The sequence below is a fragment of the Dryocola sharpae genome, from assembly GCF_051307055.1.
GTDB lineage: Bacteria > Pseudomonadota > Gammaproteobacteria > Enterobacterales > Enterobacteriaceae > Dryocola.
The window spans coordinates 3854748-3877188 of record NZ_CP149994.1; the positions used below are offsets into that span (position 1 = coordinate 3854748).

22 protein-coding genes and 3 tRNA genes are annotated in these 22441 nt (G+C 56.0%); 12 read left to right on the forward strand and 13 right to left on the reverse strand.

Annotated features, from left to right (window positions below):
* Window positions 1–5 precede the first annotated feature (5 nt).
* From amiB to nnr, 3 genes are read right to left on the reverse strand one after another with little or no spacing between them, the layout of a single operon-like run.
* Window positions 6–1331 carry an N-acetylmuramoyl-L-alanine amidase AmiB gene (amiB, locus tag WLO31_RS18385; RefSeq protein ID WP_435928050.1) on the reverse strand — a complete coding sequence of 442 codons (1326 nt, stop codon included), beginning with the start codon at window positions 1329–1331 and terminating at the stop codon, window positions 6–8.
* 9 nt (window positions 1332–1340) lie between these two features.
* Window positions 1341–1802, reverse strand: a complete 462-nt coding sequence (tsaE, locus tag WLO31_RS18390) for a tRNA (adenosine(37)-N6)-threonylcarbamoyltransferase complex ATPase subunit type 1 TsaE (RefSeq protein WP_435928051.1) — start codon at window positions 1800–1802, stop codon at window positions 1341–1343.
* Window positions 1795–3321, reverse strand: a complete 1527-nt coding sequence (nnr, locus tag WLO31_RS18395) for a bifunctional ADP-dependent NAD(P)H-hydrate dehydratase/NAD(P)H-hydrate epimerase (RefSeq protein ID WP_435928052.1) — start codon at window positions 3319–3321, stop codon at window positions 1795–1797. Before nnr ends, tsaE begins: the two co-directional genes overlap by 8 nt.
* On the opposite strand from nnr, the gene queG reads away from it, so the two are divergent.
* The gene (queG, locus tag WLO31_RS18400; RefSeq protein WP_435928053.1) at window positions 3320–4459 is read left to right on the forward strand and encodes a tRNA epoxyqueuosine(34) reductase QueG; all 1140 of its coding nucleotides are present in this window, start codon (window positions 3320–3322) and stop codon (window positions 4457–4459) included. The genes nnr and queG overlap by 2 nt on opposite strands.
* A gap of 271 nt (window positions 4460–4730) precedes the next feature.
* Here the strand turns inward: queG and WLO31_RS18405 are convergent.
* The 4 genes from WLO31_RS18405 to orn form a co-directional block, all read right to left on the reverse strand.
* A tRNA-Gly gene (locus WLO31_RS18405) sits at window positions 4731–4806 on the reverse strand.
* A 36-nt stretch (window positions 4807–4842) separates the two neighbouring features.
* Window positions 4843–4918, reverse strand: a tRNA-Gly gene (locus tag WLO31_RS18410).
* 37 nt (window positions 4919–4955) lie between these two features.
* Window positions 4956–5031, reverse strand: a tRNA-Gly gene (locus tag WLO31_RS18415).
* Window positions 5032–5241: 210 nt separating this feature from the next.
* Entirely contained in the window at window positions 5242–5787 is a 546-nt protein-coding gene (orn, locus tag WLO31_RS18420) for an oligoribonuclease (protein ID WP_435928055.1), read from the reverse strand.
* Window positions 5788–5899: 112 nt separating this feature from the next.
* Between orn and rsgA the strand changes: the two genes are divergently transcribed.
* From rsgA to mscM, 3 genes are all read left to right on the forward strand, one after another.
* Entirely contained in the window at window positions 5900–6955 is a 1056-nt protein-coding gene (rsgA, locus tag WLO31_RS18425) for a small ribosomal subunit biogenesis GTPase RsgA (RefSeq protein WP_435928056.1), read from the forward strand.
* A 78-nt stretch (window positions 6956–7033) separates the two neighbouring features.
* Window positions 7034–7999 carry an archaetidylserine decarboxylase gene (gene asd / locus WLO31_RS18430; RefSeq protein WP_435928057.1) on the forward strand — a complete coding sequence of 322 codons (966 nt, stop codon included), beginning with the start codon at window positions 7034–7036 and terminating at the stop codon, window positions 7997–7999.
* Between the two features lie 63 nt (window positions 8000–8062).
* Entirely contained in the window at window positions 8063–11398 is a 3336-nt protein-coding gene (mscM, locus tag WLO31_RS18435) for a miniconductance mechanosensitive channel MscM (RefSeq protein WP_435928058.1), read from the forward strand.
* A 102-nt stretch (window positions 11399–11500) separates the two neighbouring features.
* Here the strand turns inward: mscM and epmA are convergent, their stop codons facing one another.
* Window positions 11501–12478 carry an elongation factor P--(R)-beta-lysine ligase gene (gene epmA, locus WLO31_RS18440; protein ID WP_435928059.1) on the reverse strand — a complete coding sequence of 326 codons (978 nt, stop codon included), beginning with the start codon at window positions 12476–12478 and terminating at the stop codon, window positions 11501–11503.
* Between the two features lie 328 nt (window positions 12479–12806).
* Here epmA and frdA point away from each other — a divergent pair, with 328 nt between their 5' ends.
* The 4 genes from frdA to frdD are packed head-to-tail and all read left to right on the forward strand — an operon-like array spanning window position 12807 to window position 16103.
* Complete coding sequence (gene frdA, locus WLO31_RS18445) at window positions 12807–14597, forward strand: fumarate reductase (quinol) flavoprotein subunit (protein WP_435928060.1); 1791 nt, start codon at window positions 12807–12809, stop codon at window positions 14595–14597.
* Complete coding sequence (locus WLO31_RS18450) at window positions 14590–15327, forward strand: succinate dehydrogenase/fumarate reductase iron-sulfur subunit (protein ID WP_435928061.1); 738 nt, start codon at window positions 14590–14592, stop codon at window positions 15325–15327. The genes frdA and WLO31_RS18450 overlap by 8 nt, the downstream gene beginning before the upstream one ends.
* 10 nt (window positions 15328–15337) lie before the next feature.
* The gene (gene frdC, locus WLO31_RS18455) at window positions 15338–15733 is read left to right on the forward strand and encodes a fumarate reductase subunit FrdC (protein ID WP_435928062.1); all 396 of its coding nucleotides are present in this window, start codon (window positions 15338–15340) and stop codon (window positions 15731–15733) included.
* 10 nt (window positions 15734–15743) lie between these two features.
* On the forward strand, window positions 15744–16103 hold the full coding sequence (gene frdD, locus WLO31_RS18460) for a fumarate reductase subunit FrdD (protein WP_435928063.1): 360 nt from the start codon (window positions 15744–15746) through the stop codon (window positions 16101–16103).
* A 43-nt stretch (window positions 16104–16146) separates the two neighbouring features.
* Here frdD and ampR read toward each other — a convergent pair whose 3' ends face one another.
* A complete protein-coding gene (gene ampR / locus WLO31_RS18465) occupies window positions 16147–17022 on the reverse strand; it encodes a LysR family transcriptional regulator AmpR (protein WP_435928064.1) in 876 nt (291 codons plus the stop codon).
* A gap of 131 nt (window positions 17023–17153) precedes the next feature.
* On the opposite strand from ampR, the gene ampC reads away from it, so the two are divergent.
* Window positions 17154–18305, forward strand: coding sequence for a CMY2/MIR/ACT/EC family class C beta-lactamase (gene ampC / locus WLO31_RS18470; protein ID WP_435928065.1), 1152 nt, complete (start codon window positions 17154–17156; stop codon window positions 18303–18305).
* A gap of 101 nt (window positions 18306–18406) precedes the next feature.
* On the forward strand, window positions 18407–18937 hold the full coding sequence (locus WLO31_RS18475) for a lipocalin family protein (protein WP_435928066.1): 531 nt from the start codon (window positions 18407–18409) through the stop codon (window positions 18935–18937).
* Here the strand turns inward: WLO31_RS18475 and sugE are convergent.
* The gene (gene sugE, locus WLO31_RS18480) at window positions 18934–19251 is read right to left on the reverse strand and encodes a quaternary ammonium compound efflux SMR transporter SugE (RefSeq protein ID WP_435928067.1); all 318 of its coding nucleotides are present in this window, start codon (window positions 19249–19251) and stop codon (window positions 18934–18936) included. The two genes, WLO31_RS18475 and sugE, sit on opposite strands and share 4 nt — an antisense overlap.
* A gap of 302 nt (window positions 19252–19553) precedes the next feature.
* On the opposite strand from sugE, the gene WLO31_RS18485 reads away from it, so the two are divergent.
* Complete coding sequence (locus WLO31_RS18485) at window positions 19554–20147, forward strand: LuxR C-terminal-related transcriptional regulator (RefSeq protein ID WP_435928068.1); 594 nt, start codon at window positions 19554–19556, stop codon at window positions 20145–20147.
* 42 nt (window positions 20148–20189) lie between these two features.
* Here the strand turns inward: WLO31_RS18485 and ecnB are convergent, their stop codons facing one another.
* The 3 genes from ecnB to efp form a co-directional block, all read right to left on the reverse strand.
* The gene (ecnB, locus tag WLO31_RS18490) at window positions 20190–20336 is read right to left on the reverse strand and encodes a lipoprotein toxin entericidin B (protein ID WP_435928069.1); all 147 of its coding nucleotides are present in this window, start codon (window positions 20334–20336) and stop codon (window positions 20190–20192) included.
* Window positions 20337–20438: 102 nt separating this feature from the next.
* Window positions 20439–20573, reverse strand: coding sequence for an entericidin A/B family lipoprotein (locus WLO31_RS18495; protein WP_435928070.1), 135 nt, complete (start codon window positions 20571–20573; stop codon window positions 20439–20441).
* A gap of 64 nt (window positions 20574–20637) precedes the next feature.
* Complete coding sequence (gene efp, locus WLO31_RS18500; protein ID WP_271123761.1) at window positions 20638–21204, reverse strand: elongation factor P; 567 nt, start codon at window positions 21202–21204, stop codon at window positions 20638–20640.
* A 40-nt stretch (window positions 21205–21244) separates the two neighbouring features.
* Here efp and epmB point away from each other — a divergent pair, with 40 nt between their 5' ends.
* Window positions 21245–22273: an EF-P beta-lysylation protein EpmB gene (epmB, locus tag WLO31_RS18505; RefSeq protein ID WP_435928071.1), complete on the forward strand. Its 1029-nt coding sequence runs from the start codon at window positions 21245–21247 to the stop codon at window positions 22271–22273.
* Window positions 22274–22441 lie beyond the last annotated feature (168 nt).

Here is a 22441-nt window from a genome sequence, read left to right on the forward strand (position 1 = left end):
ATTCCTTATTGAGTGATGGCGACTTTATCTACATCAGCGCCCTGCGCTTTTGCGGTTTGTCCCGCCGCGGGCGCCGACTGTAACGGGTGCGTCAGGAAGTAATTTCGCAGCCCTTCGTAGATAGCTTTGGCGATCTGCTGCTGGTAGTCATCGCTATCGAGCAGGCGCTCTTCGCCGTTATTACTGATAAACCCGGTTTCCACCAGCACGGAAGGAATGTCCGGGGAGCGCAGCACGCCAAGGCTCGCATGTTCCGGGCGGCGTTTATGCAGCGAACCTACCTTCCCAAGCTGCGCCAGCATTTTTGTCGCCACATCATACCCGACGCGCTGGGAATGGCCGAACTGCAAATCCAGCACGGCCTGGCTGAGGTACGGATCCGCCTGGCTATTTGCCAGCACGTCCCCCGCGCCGCCCAGCAGTTCCGACTGCTTCTCGTGCTGCTCAAGCCAGCCCGCCATTTCGCTGTTCGCGCGGCGGTTGGACAGCACCCACACAGAGGCGCCGGTCGCATCGCGGTTCGGTGCGGCGTCCGCATGAATCGACACCAGAATATTGGCGTTTTGCTTACGCGCCACGTCCGAACGGCCCATTACCGAAATGAAGTAATCGCCGTCGCGGGTCAGCACGCCCTTAAACATCGGATCGTCATTAAGCAGCTCGCGCAATTTGCGGGCAATAGAAATAGTGACGTTTTTCTCTTTCGTACCGCCAGGGCCGATGGCGCCGGGGTCCTGGCCGCCGTGTCCTGCATCGATAGCGACCACAACGGTATCTGAACTTACGCTGGTTTTTCTGGTACGCGCCGGACGAATTACCGTGTTAGAGCCGATAACGCCCGTTACCTGCTGCGTTTTAAAGGGATTTTTAGCCGGTTCTGCAGGCCGGGACACCGGGGCTGGCTCTACGCGCTTAGCCACAACCGGAGGTGGTGGAGGCGGAGCATCCGCATTAATGGTGAACACTACGGTGTAACCCGCACCATTTTTCTGTTTCACCGCGCGTGTTTTGCCCGGCTGGGTAAGATCCACCACCAGGCGTAAAGAGCTGGCATCTTTCGGCTGCCCGGAGCGAATGCTTTTGACGAGGTTATTGCCGCTAAACTGCAGCGGCAGGCCCTGAATCACGCCGGTTTGCCTGATATCCAGCGCGACGCTTTTTTTATCATCCTGCACAAACGAATATTCCGGATCGCCCATAAAGCTAAAGGTGATACGCGCCTGGTTATCGCCGTTAGACACCTGAATATCCGCAAGGCTCGCCGCACCGGCCTGGGCACACATCACCAGCAGCCAGGCCGCCATCAACCAACCCTTAACGCGATAGATCATCCCGTCATCCTATTTGGCTAACCGCGCCAGTAACGAATCACCAGATGAGGAAACTGCTGTTATGCGTGCCTCACGCCCTTGCGCCTCGTAGCTTAAATGCAGTTCGATATCAGGTTCCGGCAAAACGCCTTTCCCCTGCTGCGGCCACTCTACCAGGCAGATTGCATCATTAGCAAAATAGTCGCGGATCCCCATAAATTCGAGTTCTTCCGGGTCCGCCAGACGATACAAATCGAAATGGTACACCATTAAGTTGTCGAGACTGTAGGGCTCAACCAGCGTGTAAGTCGGGCTTTTCACGTTTCCTTTGTGGCCCAGCGCCTGCATGAATCCACGGCTGAACGTGGTTTTCCCCGCGCCAAGATCGCCATAAAGATAAATGACGGTTGCGCCTTCGCAGGCAGCCGCTACGCGCGCGCCAAGCTCAAGCGTTGCGGCTTCATCAGGTAATGTAATAACACGATTAATCATGGTTTCTGGTATTCAAATCCGGGTTAACAAAACGGTACAACGTCGAAAAAAGATCGCTTGCAAGCATGCCGCGCGTGCCATATTGCTCAGCAAGAACATCCGCGGCGGCGCCGTGCGCAACACAACCGGCGCAGGCTGCATCATACGGGCTAAGCTTCTGGGCCAGCAACGCCCCAATTATGCCTGAGAGCACGTCCCCCATTCCACCGCTGCCCATACCCGCGTTGCCGGTATCAATCAGCCCGCGTTCGCCATCCTCGCTTACCACCACCGTACCCGCACCTTTTAAGACCACGCAACCGCCATAACGTTTTACCAGGCGGTCGGCTGCAAGTAAGCGGTCACTCTCAATTTGTGACACGGCGCAATTTAACAGGCGAGCGGCTTCACCGGGATGAGGAGTAATGATGCGATTCTGACGTTTATCGGGATTGATTGCCAGAAGGTTAAGCGCATCTGCATCCCACAGCGCAGGTTTGCGGCTGTTCTCGACTTTTTGCAGGGCTTTTTTACCCCATTCCTGCTGGCCCAGCCCCGGCCCAATGACGATGACATCCGCCCATTCCAGGCTCGCTTCAAGCGATGCGGCCGTAAGTTCATGAACCATTAACTCCGGCCGCGCGGTTATCAGCGGGGCGATATTCTCCATGCGGGTCAGGACGCGAACCAGCCCTGCCCCGGCGCGCAGCGCGGCCTCGCCCGTCATACGAATCGCGCCTGCCGTACCGCGATCGCCGCCGATAATCACCAGCCGGCCATTGCTTCCTTTGTGCGAGGTGGGTTTGCGCGGTTTGAGCCAGCGCGATAGATCCCTGCTGTCGAAACGTGAAATCGGCGCGTTCTGCGTCTGCAGCCAGGCTTCCAGCCCGAGGGCGTGATAATGCAGTTGCCCGACAACATCCCTCGCTTGTCCCGTAAGCAATCCTGGCTTGAGGGCGATAAAGGTTAACGTATGGTTCGCCTTTACCACCGAACCCGGGGTTGCTCCCGTTTCGGCCACTAAACCTGAGGGAATATCCAGCGCAAAAACTGGCGCGCGATGCTGGTTAATTTTTTCGATAACTCCCGCAAGATCCTCGCGTGGAGCGCTTGTAAGCCCGGTGCCAAGCAGGCCATCAATAATTAAATCGGCTTCTTCCGGCCAGGCTATCTCCGGCGCGTGGATCGTTCCGGCGGCGTTTAACCAGCCATCACGCGCCTGCGCCGCCTCTTCAGGAAGCGGCTTATCGCTCTCCTGCGCAACCAGGGTCACTGCGATACCGGCGGCCTGCGCCAGGCGTGCCACCACATAGCCATCGCCGCCGTTATTGCCGTGGCCGCACGTTATCAGCCAGTGGTGGGCATCAGGATAATGCTCGCGGGCAAGTTTAAACGCCGCCTCGCCCGCCCTCAGCATTAGCTCATAGAGCGTTATTCCCAGGCTGTCTGCGGCCTCTTTTTCAGCTTTGCGCAGCCAGTCCGCCGGCCAGACGGAGTGTGGTATACTTCTGGCGGTTAATTTCTCGTTATGGTCCGTCATGTCACAGCCCCTCGATCTCAATCAGTTAGCGCAAAATATCAAACGGTGGGGCAAGGATCTCGGCTTCCAGCAGGTAGGTATTGCCGATACCGATCTCACCGCCAGCGAACCAAAACTCCAGGCATGGCTGGATAAACAATACCACGGCGAGATGGAGTGGATGGCGCGCCACGGTATGATGCGCGCGCGGCCTCACGAACTGCTTCCCGGCACGCTGCGAGTGATTAGCGTGAGGATGAACTATCTGCCGGCGAATGCCGCGTTTGCCTCAACCCTTAAAAATCCCGGCCTCGGCTACGTTAGCCGTTACGCTCTCGGGCGCGACTACCACAAACTGCTGCGTAACCGCCTGAAAAAGCTGGGTGAGATGATCCAGTCCCACTGTTCCACGCTGAATTTTAGACCTTTTGTGGATTCCGCGCCCATTCTTGAGCGCCCGCTGGCCGAAAAGGCCGGGCTTGGCTGGACAGGTAAGCACTCACTTATTCTCAGCCGCGACGCGGGCTCGTTCTTCTTCCTTGGCGAACTGCTGGTTGATATTCCACTGCCGCCAGACCAGCCGGTGGAAGAAAACTGCGGGCGCTGCGTGGCCTGTATGACAATCTGTCCCACCGGGGCGATTGTAGAGCCCTATACCGTCGATGCGCGCCGCTGCATTTCCTATCTGACGATTGAGCTGGAAGGGGCAATCCCGGAAGAATTCAGGCCGCTGATTGGCAACCGTATTTACGGCTGCGATGACTGCCAGCTGATTTGCCCGTGGAACCGCTTTTCACAGCTTACCGAAGAAGACGACTTCAGCCCCCGACGCGCACTGCACGCTCCGCCGCTGGTGGAACTCTTCGCCTGGAGCGAAGCGCATTTTTTGAAAGTGACGGAAGGGTCGGCCATTCGCCGCATTGGCCATTTACGCTGGCTACGTAACATCGCCGTGGCGCTGGGGAATGCTCCCTGGGATGAAGCGCATCTTAACGCGTTACAGCAGCGTAAAGGGGAACATCCGCTGCTTGATGAGCATATTGACTGGGCGATAGCGCAGCAGTTAGCCAGGCGAAGCGAGAACGAAGTGGAGGTGCAGCTGCCGCAAAAACAAAGGCTGGTTCGCGTTATTGAAAAGGGATTAAAGCGGGATGCCTGACATGTCCACAGGATGTGGATAAAAATAAAAAGTCCTTGTCATTCAACTGTAAGAAATGCTTCAGGTGACAATATTAATATTTTGGCATAAAAATATTTTACCGAGAATCAACAAGTTAACATTGCGCTGTAATACTTATTCATGTCTTGGCGGAAAATGAAAATCCGTGCTACCTGTGGATAACTCTGTTTACAAGGCTTTGTCAGAAACGCAGAAAACCACCGCCGACGCCCTTTGGCGCTGTGGATAATTTGTACTGGAGATAAGAATCTGGAGCGGGAAACGAGACTCGAACTCGCGACCCCGACCTTGGCAAGGTCGTGCTCTACCAACTGAGCTATTCCCGCTTGGGTGGTGCGTGGCCGTGAAGGCCAATCAAATTTTGGAGCGGGAAACGAGACTCGAACTCGCGACCCCGACCTTGGCAAGGTCGTGCTCTACCAACTGAGCTATTCCCGCTTGGGTGGTGCGTGGCTGTGAAAGCCAGATCAAATTTTGGAGCGGGAAACGAGACTCGAACTCGCGACCCCGACCTTGGCAAGGTCGTGCTCTACCAACTGAGCTATTCCCGCTCTGCGTAACGCTGCAAATTCTGCATCGGTACGGGAGGCGCATTATACGAGAAATCGTTTTTGTCGCAAGCCCCGTAAACCCTTTTTTTCACAAATTAAGTTTGAATGGCGATTTAAACGACAAGATGATTATTTTATGCTCTTTTCGTTTAAAATGCACCCATCCTGACCTGCCTGCGGAAAGAAGACCAGGATGAAGCCGTATGGCGTTTAAAGCTTAATAAAATTCTCACGGTAGTATGCCAGTTCGGCCACCGACTCGCGGATATCTTCCATCGCCTGATGCGTCCCCTGCTTTTTGAAATTGATAAGAATTTCAGGCTTCCAGCGCTTAGCCAGCTCCTTGAGCGTGCTGACATCGAGGTAACGGTAATGGAAGTAAGCTTCCAGCTCCGGCATATATTTAAACAGGAAGCGGCGATCCTGGCCGATGCTGTTGCCGCAGATTGGTGAGGTGCCCGCCGGCACCCACTGCTGCAGAAACTCGATAGTCGCCAGCTCTGCCGCACGATCGTCCAGCCTGCTCGCCTTAACGCGCTCGACCAGGCCGCTGCCGGTATGGGTGCGAACGTTCCAGTCATCCATCAGCGCAAGCTGCTCGTCCGACTGATGCACCGCAATCGTCGGCCCTTCAGCGAGGATATTGAGATTGGCATCGGTCACCAGAGTGGCAATTTCAATTATGCGATCCCGCTCGGGATCCAGGCCGGTCATTTCTAAATCAATCCAAATCAGATTGTTTTCGTTTCCACTCATGCTATTTTCCACCCTTCTCGCTCGTCGCCCATCCGACAGATGAGTTAATTCGTATAAAATAGTGTGTATCATAGAGGTTTTGCCCGTCAGGGGCGACCAGGAGCCAGTACGATTGAGCAAAAATAAACTCTCCAAAGGACAGCAGCGCCGGGTTAAAGCAAACCACCAGCGTCGGCTTAAACAGACCGTGGAGAAAGCCGATCCCGACGACTCTCAGTTTGGCGAACCCCGCGATGGCCGCGTCATCAGCCGCTTTGGCCAGCATGCGGATGTCGAATCAACGGCAGGCGAAGTGCACCGCTGCAACATCCGCCGCACCATACGCTCGCTGGTAACAGGCGACCGCGTAGTCTGGCGTCCGGCAAAAGAGGCGGCCGTTGGCGTCACGATTAAAGGCATTGTCGATGCGGTACATGAACGTACTTCCGTCCTGACGCGCCCGGACTTCTACGACGGCGTAAAACCTATCGCCGCCAACATCGATCAGATCATTATCGTTTCCGCGATCTTACCGGAACTCTCTTTAAATATTATCGACCGTTATTTGGTGGCCTGCGAAACGCTCGACGTTGAGCCGCTGCTGGTGCTCAATAAAACCGATCTGCTGGACGAAGAGGGTATGAAGTTTGTTAATGAACAAATGGATATCTATCGTAAAATCGGCTATCGCGTCCTGATGGTATCCAGCCATAAAGCGGAAGGGCTAAAAGAGCTGGAAGAGGCGCTGGTTGGCCGCGTCAGCATCTTTGCCGGGCAGTCGGGCGTGGGCAAATCCAGCCTGCTGAACAACCTGCTTGGGTTTAAAGACGAGCAGATACTGGTGAACGACGTCTCTGACAACTCAGGCCTGGGCCAGCACACGACCACCGCTTCGCGTCTGTATCACTTCCCAGGCGGCGGCGATGTGATTGACTCGCCGGGCGTGCGCGAATTTGGCCTGTGGCATTTAGAGCCGGAACAAATCACCCACGGCTTTGTCGAATTCCATGATTATTTAGGCCGTTGCAAATATCGGGACTGCCGCCATGACAACGATCCGGGTTGCGCGCTGCGCGAAGCGGTAGCGCGCGGGGAAATTGCCGAGTCCCGCTTCGAGAACTACCACCGCATTCTGGAAAGCATGGCGCAGGTAAAAACGCGTAAAAACTTTTCTGATACGGATAACTGACATTTAAGCCGGGCGTCGCTAGAATCGCCCCCCTTTGTGTATAGGCCCTCAGTGGGAACATTTAGCCAGGAGGCTATTTTGTTAGATAACATCAAACTTTCGCTGCAATACATTCTGCCGAAACTCTGGCTGACCCGCCTCGCGGGCTGGGGCGCAAGTAAACGTGCAGGCTGGTTGACCAAACTGGTCATCGACCTGTTCGTGAAATACTACAAGGTCAACATGGCGGAAGCGCAGAAGCCGGATACCGCAAGCTATCGTACCTTCAACGATTTTTTCATCCGTCCGCTGCGTGACGAGGTTCGCCCGGTCAATACCGATCCGAACATTCTTGTGATGCCCGCCGACGGCGTAATCAGCCAGCTTGGCCGTATTGAAGAAGATAAAATTCTGCAGGCTAAAGGGCATAACTACAGCATGGAAGCGCTGCTGGCGGGTAACTACCTGATGGCGGACCTGTTCCGTAACGGCAGCTTTGTTACCACTTATCTGTCGCCCCGTGACTACCACCGCGTCCATATGCCGTGCAACGGTATCCTGCGCGAAATGATCTACGTGCCGGGCGATCTGTTCTCTGTAAATCACCTCACAGCACAGAACGTGCCTAACCTGTTTGCGCGTAACGAACGCGTGATCTGCCTGTTCGATACCGAGTTTGGCCCAATGGCGCAAATTCTGGTGGGCGCAACCATCGTAGGCAGCATTGAAACCGTATGGGCGGGCACTATTACGCCTCCGCGTGAGGGTGTTATCAAGCGCTGGACGTGGCCTGCGGGTGAAAGCGAAGGCTCCATTGCGCTGCTTAAAGGCCAGGAGATGGGCCGCTTTAAGCTGGGCTCAACCGTTATTAACCTGTTCGCAGCCGGGAAAGTTAACCTGGCCGAACAGCTACAGAGCCTGTCGGTCACCAGAATTGGCGAGCCGCTGGCCGTTTCCACTGAACCTGTGGTAGAGCCAGAGGTGCCGGCAAGCGTTATTCCTCAGGCGGAAATCGAAGCCGAACTCGAAGCCAGCCCGCTGGTGGAAAACAAACCCGAAAGTTAACAAGCTATGCCCCGGCGCCTGCTGCACGGCTGCAGGCACCGGGTTCAATATAAAGGTACTGACGTGCGCCTGATAATCACTTTTCTGATGGCCTGGTGCCTCAGCATGGGCGCATATGCCGCCACGCTCCCTGATGCGAAACAGATAACCCAGGAACTTGAGCAAGCCAAATCCGCGAAAGAGCAGCCCAATCAGGCTGAAATCGTGGAAACCCTCACGGCCGCCCTCAACGCGCTTGAAGAGCACAAAGCCTCTCTTGAGCGGGCAAAACAGTACCAGGACGTAATTGATAATTTCCCCAGGCTGTCGCAAAGCCTGCGCCAGCAGCTTGCCAGCCTGCGCGATGAACCGCAGAAAGTGCCGGAAGGCATGTCCACCGACGAGCTAAACCAGGAAATTCTCCAGGTCAGCAGCCAGTTGCTCGATAAGAGCCGTCTGGCGCAACAGGAGCAGGAGCGCACGCGGGAAATCACCGACTCGCTCAGCCAGCTCCCCCAGCAGCAAACCGATGCCCGTCGTCAGCTTAGCGAAATGGAGCGCCGCGCCGGTACGCAGCCGGCCTCCGGCACGCCCTTAATCCAGGCACAAAACCTGTCGTTACAGGCAGAGTCGGCGCGACTGAAGGCGCAGGTGGATGAACTGGAACTGGCGCAGCTTTCCGCCAGCAACCGCCAGGAGCTCTCCCGCCTGCGCGCTGAACTTGCGCAGAAACAGAGCGCCCGGCTGGACGCTTATCTGCAGGGCCTGCGTAACCAGCTCAACAGCCAGCGCCAGCGGGAGGCCGAACGCGCGCTGGAAAGCACCGAATTACTGGCTGAAAACAGCGCGAACCTGCCGCCGGCGTTAGTCGCGCAGTTTAAGAATAACCGCGAGCTTTCCCAGGCGCTTAACCAGCAGGCGCAGCGTATGGATCTGGTCGCCTCGCAGCAGCGCCAGGCGACCAGCCAGACGCTTCAGGTGCGCCAGGCCCTCAACACATTGCGCGAGCAGTCCCAATGGCTGGGCGTCTCCAACGTGCTGGGCGAAGCGTTGCGCGCTCAGGTCGCCCGTCTGCCGGAGATGCCGAAACCGCAGCAGCTGGATACCGAACTCGCCCAGCTACGCGTCCAGCGCCTGCATTACGAAGACCTGCTAAACAAACAGCAGCAGCTACGCCAGCTTCGCCAGGCAGACGGCAACGAGCTGACTGGCGAGCAAAATCGCATTCTGGAAGCGCAGCTTCGCACCCAGCGTGAGCTGCTTGGCTCGCTTTTGCAGGGCAGCGATACGCTAATTCTCGAACTCACCAAGCTGAAAGTGGCCAACAGCCAGCTCGAAGATGCGCTAAAAGAGGTCAACGAAGCTACGCACCGTTACCTGTTCTGGACTTCAGACGTGAGCGCGATGGGGATCTCCTGGCCGGTTGAAATTATTCAGGATCTGCGTCGCCTGGTTTCGCTCGACACCGTCAGCCAGCTGGGCAGCGCCATCCTCATGATGCTGACCAGCCGGGCTACGCTGCTGCCGCTGTTTGCGGCACTGCTTCTTGTCGGCTTTAGCATCAGTTCGCGCCGGCACTTCACCGCCTTTCTTGAACGCTCAAGCGCCAAAGTGGGCAAAGTGACCCAGGATCACTTCACCTTAACGCTGCGCACCTTGTTCTGGTCAATCCTGGTCGCCTCCCCGCTTCCCGTCCTCTGGGCTACGCTGGGATATGGCTTGCAGGAGGCGTGGCCTTATCCTATCGCCGTCGCCTTCGGAGATGGCGTCACCGCCACCGTGCCGCTGCTTTGGGTGGTGATGATTTGCGCCACCTTTGCGCGCCCGACGGGCTTGTTCGTTGTGCACTTCGGCTGGCCGCGCGAAAGGGTGGCGCGGGCGATGCGCTATTACCTGATGAGCATCGGTTTTATCGTGCCGCTGATCATGGCGCTAATCATGTTCGACAACCTTAACGATCGCGAGTTTTCCGGCTCGCTGGGACGGCTGTGTTTCATGCTGATCTGCGGCGCGCTGGCGCTGGTTACGCTTAGCCTGAAGCGAGCGAGTGTTCCGCTGTATGTGGATAAGCAGGGCAACGGCGATAACGTCGTCAACAGGATCCTCTGGAATCTGATGCTCTGCGCACCGCTGTCGGCTATTCTGGCTGCCGCCGTAGGCTATCTGGCAACGGCGCAGGCTCTGCTGGCACGTCTGGAAACCTCGGTCGCCATCTGGTTTCTGCTGCTGGTGATTTATCACGTGATACGCCGTTGGATGCTTATCCAGCGTCGCCGTCTGGCCTTTGACCGCGCCAAACAACGCCGTGCCGAGATCCTGGCCCAGCGCGCACGCGGCGAAGACGAGTCAGCACACGCTCACAGCACGGAGGGCTCGGCAGAAGCCATAGAAGAGGCGGAGATCGATCTCGACGCTATCAGCGTTCAGTCTTTACGCCTGGTGCGCTCAATTCTGATGCTGATTGCGCTGCTGTCGGTCATCGTGCTGTGGTCGGAGATTCATTCCGCTTTTGGCTTCCTTGAGAACATTACGCTGTGGGATGTCACCTCAACCGTGCAGGGCGTCGAGAGTCTTGAGCCGATTACCCTCGGCGCCGTACTGATCGCCATTCTGGTGCTTATTATCACCATGCAGCTGGTGCGCAACCTGCCCGCGCTGCTGGAGCTGGCGCTGTTGCAGCATCTGGATTTAACGCCCGGCACAGGTTACGCCATCACCACCATCACCAAATATCTGCTGCTGCTGATTGGCGGGCTGGTCGGCTTTTCGATGATTGGTATTGAATGGTCGAAATTACAGTGGCTGGTCGCAGCGCTCGGCGTCGGGCTTGGGTTTGGCTTACAGGAGATCTTCGCCAACTTTATCTCCGGCCTGATTATTCTCTTCGAGAAGCCGATTCGTATTGGCGATACCGTGACGATTCGCGATCTCACCGGCAGCGTCACAAAGATAAACACGCGTGCTACCACTATCAGCGACTGGGACCGCAAAGAGATTATCGTGCCGAACAAGGCGTTTATCACCGAGCAGTTTATTAACTGGTCGCTGTCGGATTCCGTCACGCGCGTGGTGCTCACCGTTCCGGCGCCGTCGGATGCGAACAGCGAAGAGGTAACGCAAGTGCTATTGCAGGCCGCCAGACGCTGTTCGCTGGTTATCGATAATCCGCAGCCGGAAGCCTTCCTGGTGGATTTGCAGGCGGGGATTCAGATCTTTGAGCTGCGAATTTACGCCGCGGAGATGGGGCACCGTATGCCGCTGCGTCACGAGATCCATCAGCTGATTCTGCAGGGCCTGCGCGAACACAATATCGATCTGCCGTTCCCACCGTTCCAGATGCGTCTGGAAAGCATGGGCGGCTTACGCAGCAGAACGATTAAGTCGGCGGGCACATCTGGCCGAACGCCGGGAAGTCTGTAGCCAATAAGGCGGGGCTCGCCCTCACTCCAACCTTCTCCTCCGGGCGAGGGGAAAACCAACTTCTTTTAGTCCCCTCTCCCTCAGGGAGGGGACAGGACGGTTTCAGGCGCGATCGACAGGGAATGCCAGCACGTCCGCCAGGCTCTCTGCGCCTAACGCCAGCATCACCAGACGATCCACGCCCAGCGCCACGCCAGAGCAGTCCGGCAGGCCAGCCTGTAAGGCTGCCAGTAAATTCACATCGATTGGCTGCTGCGTTAAACCGCGGGCGGCACGTTTGCGATTATCCTGCTCGAAGCGTTGCTGCTGTTCGCGGGCGTCGGTCAGCTCGTGGAATCCATTCGCCAGTTCAATACCTTTGAAGTAAACCTCAAAGCGCTCCGCCACGCGGTGATCTTCGGTGCTGATTTGCGCAAGCGACGCCTGGCTTGCCGGGAAGTGGTAGATAAACGCGGGCTTCTCTTTTCCGATGTGCGGTTCCACGCCCATGGTAAACAGCAGCTGCAGCAGCGTGTCGCGATCTTCTTCCTCATCGGCAACGTTACTCAGATCGAGCTTTGCCGCCGCTTCACGCAGCAGGGTTTTATCTGCCGATAACGGATCGATTTCCAGGTGGCGCTGGAAAGCCTGCTGGTACGAAAGCGACTCTGCGGCCTCGCATTCCAGCACCTGCTGCAGCAGATCGTCCACCTCATTCATCAGGCGGTACATGTCGTAGTGCGGACGATACCACTCCAGCATGGTGAATTCTGGATTGTGATGGCGGCCCATCTCTTCATTACGAAAACTACGGCAAAGCTGGAACACCGGGCCGACGCCCGCCGCCAGCAGGCGCTTCATGTGGTATTCCGGGCTGGTCATCAGATAGAGATTGATGCCCTGGGAATGGCCGGGACCAACAAAACGGGTTTCAAACGGAACCAGATGAATATCGGTCACCGTCGCCTGGCTCATGCAGGGTGTTTCCACCTCCAGTACGCCGCGGTCGGCAAAAAAACGCCGAATTTCCGCCATAATAGCGGCGCGTTTCAACAGGTTGGGGATGGATGCGCTCGGCTGCCAGGTGGCCGTTTCGCTCATGAGGTAATCTCCGTAGTCAAACAAGGCGAGGAAGTCTACTCGCATCCCTGAAAGGAGACAAATTTTGCGCAGCAAAAGGGAAGTGAATGTTAATACTTTGCGCATAAACGGACGTCATTTCGTGATGCGAATCATTACTCCTGGTAATTAATTGCTGCACAGAGCAGCAAAAAATCGAACGCATCAAATTTCCTTAAAATCTCTCCGGTTATAATCCGCTACCTACAAAGGAGCAGGGAAAAAACCTTTCGCAATAGCCCCTACCGTTTCGGTGGTCTACCTTTGGTGAAATAAGCATTGCGAAATCACTAAAAACTGGAGGAATGTCGTGCAAATCTTTCAAGCCGATCTTGCCATTATTGGTGCTGGCGGAGCGGGATTACGAGCGGCCATTGCGGCGGCTCAGGCCAACCCACAGGCTAAAATCGCTCTGATTTCCAAAGTCTATCCTATGCGCAGCCATACGGTAGCCGCCGAAGGTGGCTCTGCCGCCGTCGCGCAGGATCACGACAGTTTTGCGTATCATTTCCACGATACGGTTGCTGGCGGCGACTGGCTATGCGAGCAGGACGTGGTGGATTACTTCGTACACCATTGTCCCACTGAAATGACGCAGCTTGAGCAGTGGGGCTGCCCGTGGAGCCGCCGTGCGGATGGTTCGGTCAACGTGCGCCGCTTTGGGGGCATGAAAATCGAGCGTACCTGGTTTGCCGCAGACAAAACCGGCTTCCATATGCTCCACACCCTTTTCCAGACCTCCTTACAGTTCCCACAAATCCAACGCTTCGATGAGCATTTCGTCCTCGATATTCTGGTAGATGACGGCGAGGCGCGCGGCCTGGTCGCCATGAATATGATGGAAGGCACGCTGGTGCAAATTCGCGCTAACGCAGTGGTGATGGCAACCGGCGGCGCGGGGCGCGTTTATCGCTACAACACCAACGGCGGCATCGTCACCGGCGACGGTATGGGCATGGCGCTAAGCCACGGCGTGCCGCTGCGCGATATGGAGTTTGTTCAGTATCACCCAACCGGCCTGCCCGGCTCCGGCATTCTGATGACGGAAGGCTGCCGCGGTGAAGGCGGCATCCTGGTGAATAAAGATGGCTATCGCTATCTGCAGGATTACGGCATGGGGCCAGAAACCCCGCTGGGCGAACCGAAGAATAAGTATATGGAGCTAGGACCGCGCGACAAAGTATCCCAGGCCTTCTGGCACGAATGGCGTGCCGGCCGCACCGTTCCTGGGCCACGCGGCGATGTGGTTTACCTGGATTTGCGCCATCTGGGCGAGAAAAAACTCCTCGAACGCCTGCCGTTTATTTGTGAGCTTGCCAAAGCCTACGTCGGCGTCGACCCGGTGAAAGAGCCGATTCCCGTGCGGCCAACGGCGCACTACACCATGGGCGGCATCGAAACCGACGCCCAATGCGAAACGCGTATCAAAGGGCTGTTCGCGGTGGGCGAATGCTCCTCCGTGGGTCTGCATGGCGCAAACCGCTTAGGCTCCAACTCGCTGGCGGAACTGGTGGTCTTTGGTCGTCTGGCGGGCGAGCAGGCCATGCAGCGAGCCAATAGCGCACCGCCTGCTAACGATGCGGCGCTCAGCGCCCAGGCGGCGGATGTGGAAGGCCGTCTGAAGCAGCTGGTGAATCAGGAAGGTAGCGAAAACTGGTCAAAAATCCGCGACGAAATGGGCCTCTCCATGGAAGAAGGCTGCGGCATTTACCGCACCCCGGAGCTGATGCAGAAAACCATCGACAAGCTGGCAGAGCTGCAGGATCGCTTCCGGCGCGTGCGCATCACCGACAGCTCCAGCGTATTCAACACCGACCTGCTCTATACCATTGAGCTTGGCCACGGGCTGAACGTTGCGGAGTGCATGGCGCATTCGGCGATGGCGCGTAAGGAGTCCCGTGGGGCGCATCAGCGCCTGGACGAAGGCTGCACCGAACGTGATGACGTCAACTTCCTGAAGCACACTCTCGCCTTCCGCGATGCGGATGGCAGCACGCGTCTGGATTACAGCGACGTAAAAATCACCACCCTGCCGCCGGCAAAACGCGTCTACGGTGCGGAAGCAGAAGCAGCCGACAAGAAGGAGGCGACGAATGGCTGATGTGATGAAAACCCTGAAGATTGAAGTGGTGCGCTACAACCCGGAAACGGACAGCGAACCGCACAGCGCGGTGTACGATGTACCTTACGATGAACAAACCTCGCTGCTGGATGCGCTGGGCTACATCAAGGACAATCTGGCGCCGGATCTCAGCTACCGCTGGTCGTGCCGTATGGCGATTTGCGGCTCCTGCGGCATGATGGTTAACCGCGTGCCGAAGCTGGCCTGCAAAACGTTCCTGCGCGAATACGCCCAGGGCATGAAGGTTGAGGCGCTGGCAAACTTCCCCATCGAGCGCGATCTGGTGGTCGACATGACCCACTTTATCGAAAGCCTCGAGGCGATTAAGCCGTACATCATCGGCAATCCACGCACGCCGGACCAGGGTCCGAATCCCCAGACGCCCGCGCAGATGGCGAAATACCATCAGTTCTCCGGCTGCATCAACTGCGGCCTGTGTTACGCGGCCTGCCCGCAGTTCGGTTTGAATCCTGAGTTTATTGGTCCGGCGGCGATTACGCTTGCCCACCGCTACAACCTGGACAGCCGCGATCGTGGCAAAAAGCAGCGTATGGCGCAGCTAAACGGCCAGAACGGCGTCTGGACCTGCACCTTCGTGGGCTACTGCTCAGAGGTTTGCCCGAAACACGTCGACCCGGCCGCCGCCATCCAGCAGGGCAAAGTCGAAAGCTCGAAGGACTTTTTGATAGCCACCCTGAAACCACGCTAAGGAGTGCACAATGATCACGAAACGTAAGCCATACGTCCGGACAATGGCGCCCACCTGGTGGCAGAAGCTGGGCTTCTATCGTTTTTATATGCTGCGCGAAGGCACCTCGGTGCCGACCGTCTGGTTCAGCATCCTGCTTATCTGCGGTCTGTTTGCTCTGAAAGGCGGGCCGGAAAGCTGGGAAAGCTTTGTCAGTTTTCTGCGCAACCCGATTGTGGCGATCCTTAACCTGATTACGCTTGCCGCCGCCTTGCTGCACACCAAAACCTGGTTCGAGCTGGCCCCGAAGGCCGCTAACATCATCATCAAGGATGAAAAGTTGGGGCCGGAGCCGGTAATTAAAGGGCTGTGGGCGGTAACCGCGGTTGCCACGGTCGTTATTCTGTTTGTTGCTCTGTTCTGGTAAGGAGGACGTTATGATCAATCCCAATCCGAAGCGCTCCGACGAGCCGGTATTCTGGGGCCTGTTCGGGGCCGGCGGCATGTGGGGCGCAATTATCGCTCCCGTTATCGTACTGCTGGTGGGCATTATGCTGCCGCTCGGCCTGTATCCCGGCGACGCGCTGGGCTATGACCGGGTTTACGCCTTCGCCCACAGCCTCATCGGCCGCCTGTTCATATTCCTGATGATTGTGCTGCCGCTGTGGTGCGGCCTGCACCGCATTCATCACGCCATGCACGACCTGAAGATTCACGTGCCGTCAGGAAAATGGGTCTTTTACGGGCTGGCGGCGATTCTGACGATAGTGACGCTGATTGGCGTTATCGCTATCTGATTTCGCGCCTGCCAACGAAAAGGTCTGCTCAGGCAGGCCTTTTTTATTTGCTCATCTGCTCCGTTAGCCAGCGGGAAAAGTCTGCCATTGCCGGAGTCTCCGGCCGGGATTGCAGCCGCGTCAACCAGTAGCTGCCGAGATTAATCTGCGTTGTAAACGGCTGCACAATGCGTTCGCTGTTAAGCAGATGGCTGAACATTTCCAGCGGGGCGATAGCAATTCCCGCGCCGAACTGAGCGGCTTCAAGCATCGTCACGGACGAATCAAAAACTATTACCCGATGGGTGGGCGAAGGGGGCTGTTCTCCGGCGGCCTGCAGCCAGCTTGCCCATTCATCACGCCGGTAAGAACGCAGCAAGGTGAATCTGAGCACGTCTGCAGGCTGATGCAGCTCCTTCGCCAGCGCCCGGGAGCAAAGCGGCGCCAGCGGAGCAGCGCAAAGAAACGTCGCCTCGGTGTTGTGCCACGCGCCGCCGCCGTAGCGAATCGTGTAATCCAGCCCCTCTGCCGCAGGATCGACCCGGTTATTGTGCGTCGAGAGATGCAAATCGATGTGCGGGCAGTCGCGCTGAAATGCCTCCAGCCGGGGAAGCAGAAAGCCTGTCGCAAAGGTGCCCACTGCGCCAATTTTGAGCTTTTCCCGCGCCATAGGTTTTGAAAAGCGATCCAGCATACCGGCGATACGGTCAAAAGAATCATTCAACACGGGCAGCAGATTCTCTCCTTCCGTGGTAAGCATTAAGCCGCGGGACACGCGAATAAACAGCTGGCAACGTAGATGCTGCTCCAGCGCCTTCACCTGCTGGCTGATGGCGGAATGGCTAACGTTTAACTCAATAGCGGCATTAGTAAAACTTAAATGTCTTGCCGCCGCTTCGAAGGCTCTGAGCGCATTAAGCGGGATATAGCCGCGTGTCATGGGAGGATCCGTAAGAAAATCTAAAGGCTGGTGCTCAATTTAATCGTTTGTCACCCATAGTCAAATCCAACAGACTGAGCGTGTCTGATGGGCCCGGACACCCTCTCTTGTCACTTTATGGAAGAATCTCAATGCTTAAGAAATCGCTTTGCTGCGTGCTGGCGCTGACCGCCTCATGTCTGGCCTTTGCCGCCCCAAAAACGCTGACTGAAAAACAGATTGCCAGAGCCGTCGACGGCGCTGTGGCTCCGCTGCTCAAAGAGCAAAACATTCCCGGCATGGCCGTCGCCGTCGTTTATCGCGGCAAGCCTTACTACTTCACCTACGGCAAGGCGGATATCGCCCGGAACGTAGCGGTAACGAAAGAGACGCTGTTTGAACTTGGCTCGGTAAGCAAAACCTTTACCGGCGTGCTGGGCGGCGACAGCGTTGCCCGGGGTGAAATTAATCTGAGCGACCCGGCAACCAAATACTGGCCAGCCCTGACGGGCAGGCAGTGGAAAGATATCACCCTGCTGCATCTGGCAACCTATACCGCAGGCGGCCTGCCGCTGCAGGTGCCAGACGAAGTCACCGACGAGGCATCCCTGCTCCACTTTTACCAGAGCTGGCAGCCGCAATGGCCGCCGGGATCGATGCGCCTGTATGCCAACGCCAGTATTGGCCTGTTCGGCGCGCTGGCGGTTAAGCCGTCGGGGATGAGCTTTGAGGAGGCGATGACAGCGCGCGTTCTTCAGCCGCTGGGCCTTTCTCACACCTGGCTAAAAGTGCCCCCGTTCGCGCAGAAAAATTACGCGTGGGGCTATCGGGACGGCAAAGCGGTTCGCGTTTCACCGGGCATGCTTGATGCGCAAGCCTATGGCGTGAAATCTTCGATTGAGGATATGGCGGCCTGGGTGCAGGTGAATATGCATCCACAGCATGTCAAAGAGGCAACGCTAAAGCGGGGTCTGGAGCTTGCGCAGACAAGATACTGGCGCGCAGGTAGCCTGTATCAGGGGCTGGGCTGGGAAATGCTCAACTGGCCGGTGAATCCGGCAGCGGTCATTAACGACAGCGAAGGGAAAGTAGCGCTTGCGCCTCAGGCAACCAACGCTATCGAACCGCCGGTACCTGCGGTAAAAGCATCCTGGGTTCATAAAACGGGCTCAACCGGCGGCTTTGGCAGCTACGTGGCCTTTATTCCTGAGCAGCAGACAGGCATCGTGTTGCTGGCAAACAAAAACTATCCCAACCCCGAGCGGATTAAAGCAGCCTATAAAATTATTATGGCTTTGCAATAACATAGCGGGCCTGCCAGCGGCGGGCCTTTTTAATTTCGCGTATCCCCTGTCTTTTCCCCGCTGCAATCTACACTTAGCAAAAAACCAATAAGGAATAAGCTATGCGCATCCTGCCGATAGTCTCTGCTGTGACGGTGGCATTTTTGGTTGTTGCCTGTAGTTCTCCCACCCCGCCGCCGAACGTGACGGTGGTAAATAATTTCGATGTTAAACGCTATCTCGGGCAGTGGTATGAAATTGCCCGTTTCGACCATAGATTTGAACGAGGCCTGGAAAAGGTCACGGCGACCTACAGCCTGAGAGAAGATGGCGGCCTGCGGGTGATAAACCGCGGGTTTAACCCCGACCGTGGGATGTGGCAGCAAAGCGTCGGTAAGGCTTATTTCACCGGCTCACCGGACCGCGCGGCGTTAAAAGTTTCGTTCTTCGGCCCGTTCTATGGCGGTTATAACATTATTGCGATCGATAAAGATTACCGACACGCGCTGGTGTGTGGGCCGAACCGCGATTACCTGTGGATCCTCTCCCGCACGCCGACCATCACTGCTGAAGTGAAACAGCAAATGCTGGAAACCGCGACCCGCCAGGGCTTCCCGGTTGAGAAGCTCCTGTGGATCAAACAAGCTGACTAATGAGCGCTGAGTTTCAGTCCGATAATACCGATAACAATCAAAGCCAGGCTCGCCAGACGGGCCGGGCTTGCTGATTCTCCTAATAGCAGAATACCGGTTATCGCCGCACCCACGGCGCCAATTCCCGTCCAGACGGCGTAAGCGGTGCCGACAGGCAGCGTTTTCATCGCCCAGGAGAGCAGCGCCACGCTGGCCACCATCGCCACGATAGTTATCACGCCTGGCCACAGGCGGCTAAAACCCTGCGTGTACTTCAGCCCTATGGCCCAGACCACTTCCAGCAGACCCGCAATAACAAGAATAAACCAGGACATACCTGCTCCCGTAAAGGGGTCGTCCCCGTTGAGAAAGAAGCGGTTACGGGTCGTCCCGCAGCGCAGAAGTTAAGAAAAGTAGTCTGGCTCTTTGAAAAAAGCAAAACAGACCAGCAGGCTCTGCTTACTGCGGCAGCCGTCACGCCAGCCGCCCGGCGCTGTCAGCTAAAAAGCTAAGCCTGGAAATAGCCTGGATTTGTTGCGTAGATCAGCAATTCACTTTGTGTAAAACATTTATATGATTAAAACGTTTCCCTGGGATCCTGGAAAGGCTGTAATAATGAACTTCGCGAACGTTAAAAATGTATAAAATATTACTGGTTGATCGATGTTACTATAGCCTTGTGGGTCTTAGACAATTAATCAACAAAAATAATACATTTTGCATTGCCGATACCGATAATTTGCTTATCGCCCGGGAAAAAATCATACAGTGGCAGCCGAATATGGTTATCGCTGATTTTTCTGGTTTTTCAGGCGTGCTGCATAATATTCAACAGCTCTCCGCCATTTATTCCGCCTGTGGGAAATCGACGCGTCTGATGGTAATGCAAAGCGGGGAGCATCCACATATTGAAGAGTATTGCCGGAAACAGGGCACGGAGGAAATTTTCAGCAAAAAGCTGGCTTTGCCTGCGCTCTATACCCTGATTGAACAAACGTTAAATACGCGCCCGCCTTTCAGATATCGCCAGCAGCAGACTGCGTCGCTGCTTACTCTACGCGAGGAGCGAGTATTAAAACTATGGACGGAAGCGGCGAGTAACGAAATGATTGCGAAGATAATGGGCATCAGTCCTAAAACAGTCTACACCTACAAGCGAAATATTCGTATGAAATTAGGGGCGGATAATCGCTTTTCTTTATTCCTATCCCATCCTCAGGAAGTGGCATAATAACGGTACGGTAATAACCACCGTACCGTCGTGCGTTCACGATTAATTCTGTGCTTTGGTCGCTGCACCAGAGATCGCGCTACCGCCGTCTGAAATATCCTCACCAACACCACGCGTTGTATTACAAGCCGTCAGCAATGAGGTAAGCACGACGATTGAAAAGAACGCTGCAATAGTTTTCTTAATCATGAAATTTTCCTTTTTTGCCCATGTGGTTGTGTATAGCCACTTAAGCATAGCCAAAAATTAGAAAACTGAGGCAGAGAGAGGATTTTTTAGGAGTTATGGAAGTTATTTGTTGGTCGCGCGCTCGATGGCGCCGCCGAGATGCTGTAGATCTTTGCCAAAGCCACGTGTCGTATTGCACCCGCTCAGAAACGTCGCCAGAAAAGCGATGAAGAGGAGCTGCTTAGCCAGTCGGTTCATCTTCCCTGCCTTCAAAAGCCGCGGCGCGGTAAGAAAACAAACCCACGCCGCAAATCTTCACGTATTACTTAACGCGAGAAACGTATTCGCCAGAGCGAGTATCAACTTTGATCACTTCGCCAATCTGTACGAATAACGGAACTTTAACCACCGCGCCGGTAGACAGCGTAGCGGGCTTACCGCCGGTGCCTGCGGTATCGCCTTTCAGGCCTGGATCGGTTTCAACAATTTCCAGTTCCACGAAGTTCGGCGGCGTTACCTGGATTGGACGGCCGTTCCACAGGGTCACGATGCATTCAGCCTGGTCGAGCAGCCATTTAGCGTTATCGCCAATCGCTTTTTCGTCAGCAGCCAGCTGCTCGAAGGTCTCGTTATTCATGAAGTGGTAGAACTCACCGTCGTTGTACAGGTAAGTCAGGTTCATATCGATAACGTCTGCGCCTTCGGCGGAGTCGGTAGATTTGAAGGTTTTCTCAACGCGGGTGCCGGTCAGCAGACGACGCATTTTAACGCGCGCAAAGGCTTGGCCTTTACCTGGTTTCACAAACTCGCTGGATTCGACTGCGTAAGGCTCGCCTTCGAACATGATTTTAAGACCGGCACGGAAATCGTTGCTAGAATAAGTCGCCATAAGGCCCTCTGAAATTGTTAACTGGTAGCTTAGCCAAAAAATGGCACACATTGTAACCCTAAATCCCCCCCGCAGAGAAGATTGGTTAACGCAACTTGCCGATGTTATAACCGATCCCGACGAACTGCTGCATATTTTAAATCTGGACGCTGACGAAGCGCTGCTGGCAGGCCGTGATGCGCGTCGACTTTTTGCCCTTCGCGTCCCGCGAGCATTCGTTGCACGCATGGAAAAAGGCAATCCGAACGACCCGCTTTTACGCCAGGTCCTTACCGCAAAGCAGGAGTTCATCGCGGCACCTGGTTTTAGCACCGACCCTCTGGAAGAGCAGCACAGCGTGGTGCCGGGGCTGCTGCATAAGTACAGCAACCGCGCTTTATTGCTGGTCAAAGGCGGCTGCGCCGTAAACTGCCGCTACTGCTTCCGCCGCCATTTTCCTTATGCCGACAATCAGGGCAACAAGCGCAACTGGCAGGCCGCGCTCGCCTACATCAGCGCACATCCCGAGCTGGACGAAATTATTTTCTCCGGCGGCGATCCCTTAATGGCCAAAGACCATGAGCTGGACTGGCTGCTGAGCGAGCTGGAAGCTATTTCGCATATTAAGCGTCTGCGCATCCATAGCCGTCTGCCCGTTGTCATACCGGCACGTATCACCGATGCACTCGTCGGGCGTATAGCACGCTCGCGCCTGCAGACGCTGCTGGTCAACCATATCAATCACGCCCAGGAAATGGGCGATGAGTTCAGGGCGGCGATGGCGAGCCTGCGCCAGGCAGGCGTGACGCTCCTTAACCAGAGCGTGCTGCTGCGCGGCGTTAACGATAACGCCCAAACGCTGGCGGAGTTAAGCAATGCGCTCTTTGATGCGGGAGTAATGCCTTATTATCTGCACGTGCTGGATAAAGTGCAGGGCGCGGCACATTTCATGGTTAGCGACGATGAAGCGAGGAAGATTATGCGCGGGCTGCTGACGCTGGTTTCCGGCTATATGGTGCCGAAGCTGGCTCGTGAGATTGGCGGTGAGCCGAGCAAAACGCCGCTGGATTTACAGCTGCGTCAGTCGTAAGAAAGGCTGGTGGATGGCGCTGGCGCTTATCCACCCTACAAATTTAAGCGTTGGCTGGATAAGCGAAGCGCCCATCCACAGATTCAAACATAGGGCGGGTAAGAGCAGCGCCATTCACAGACTCAAACGCAGGACGGGTAAGCGAAGCGCCCATTCACAGATTCAAAT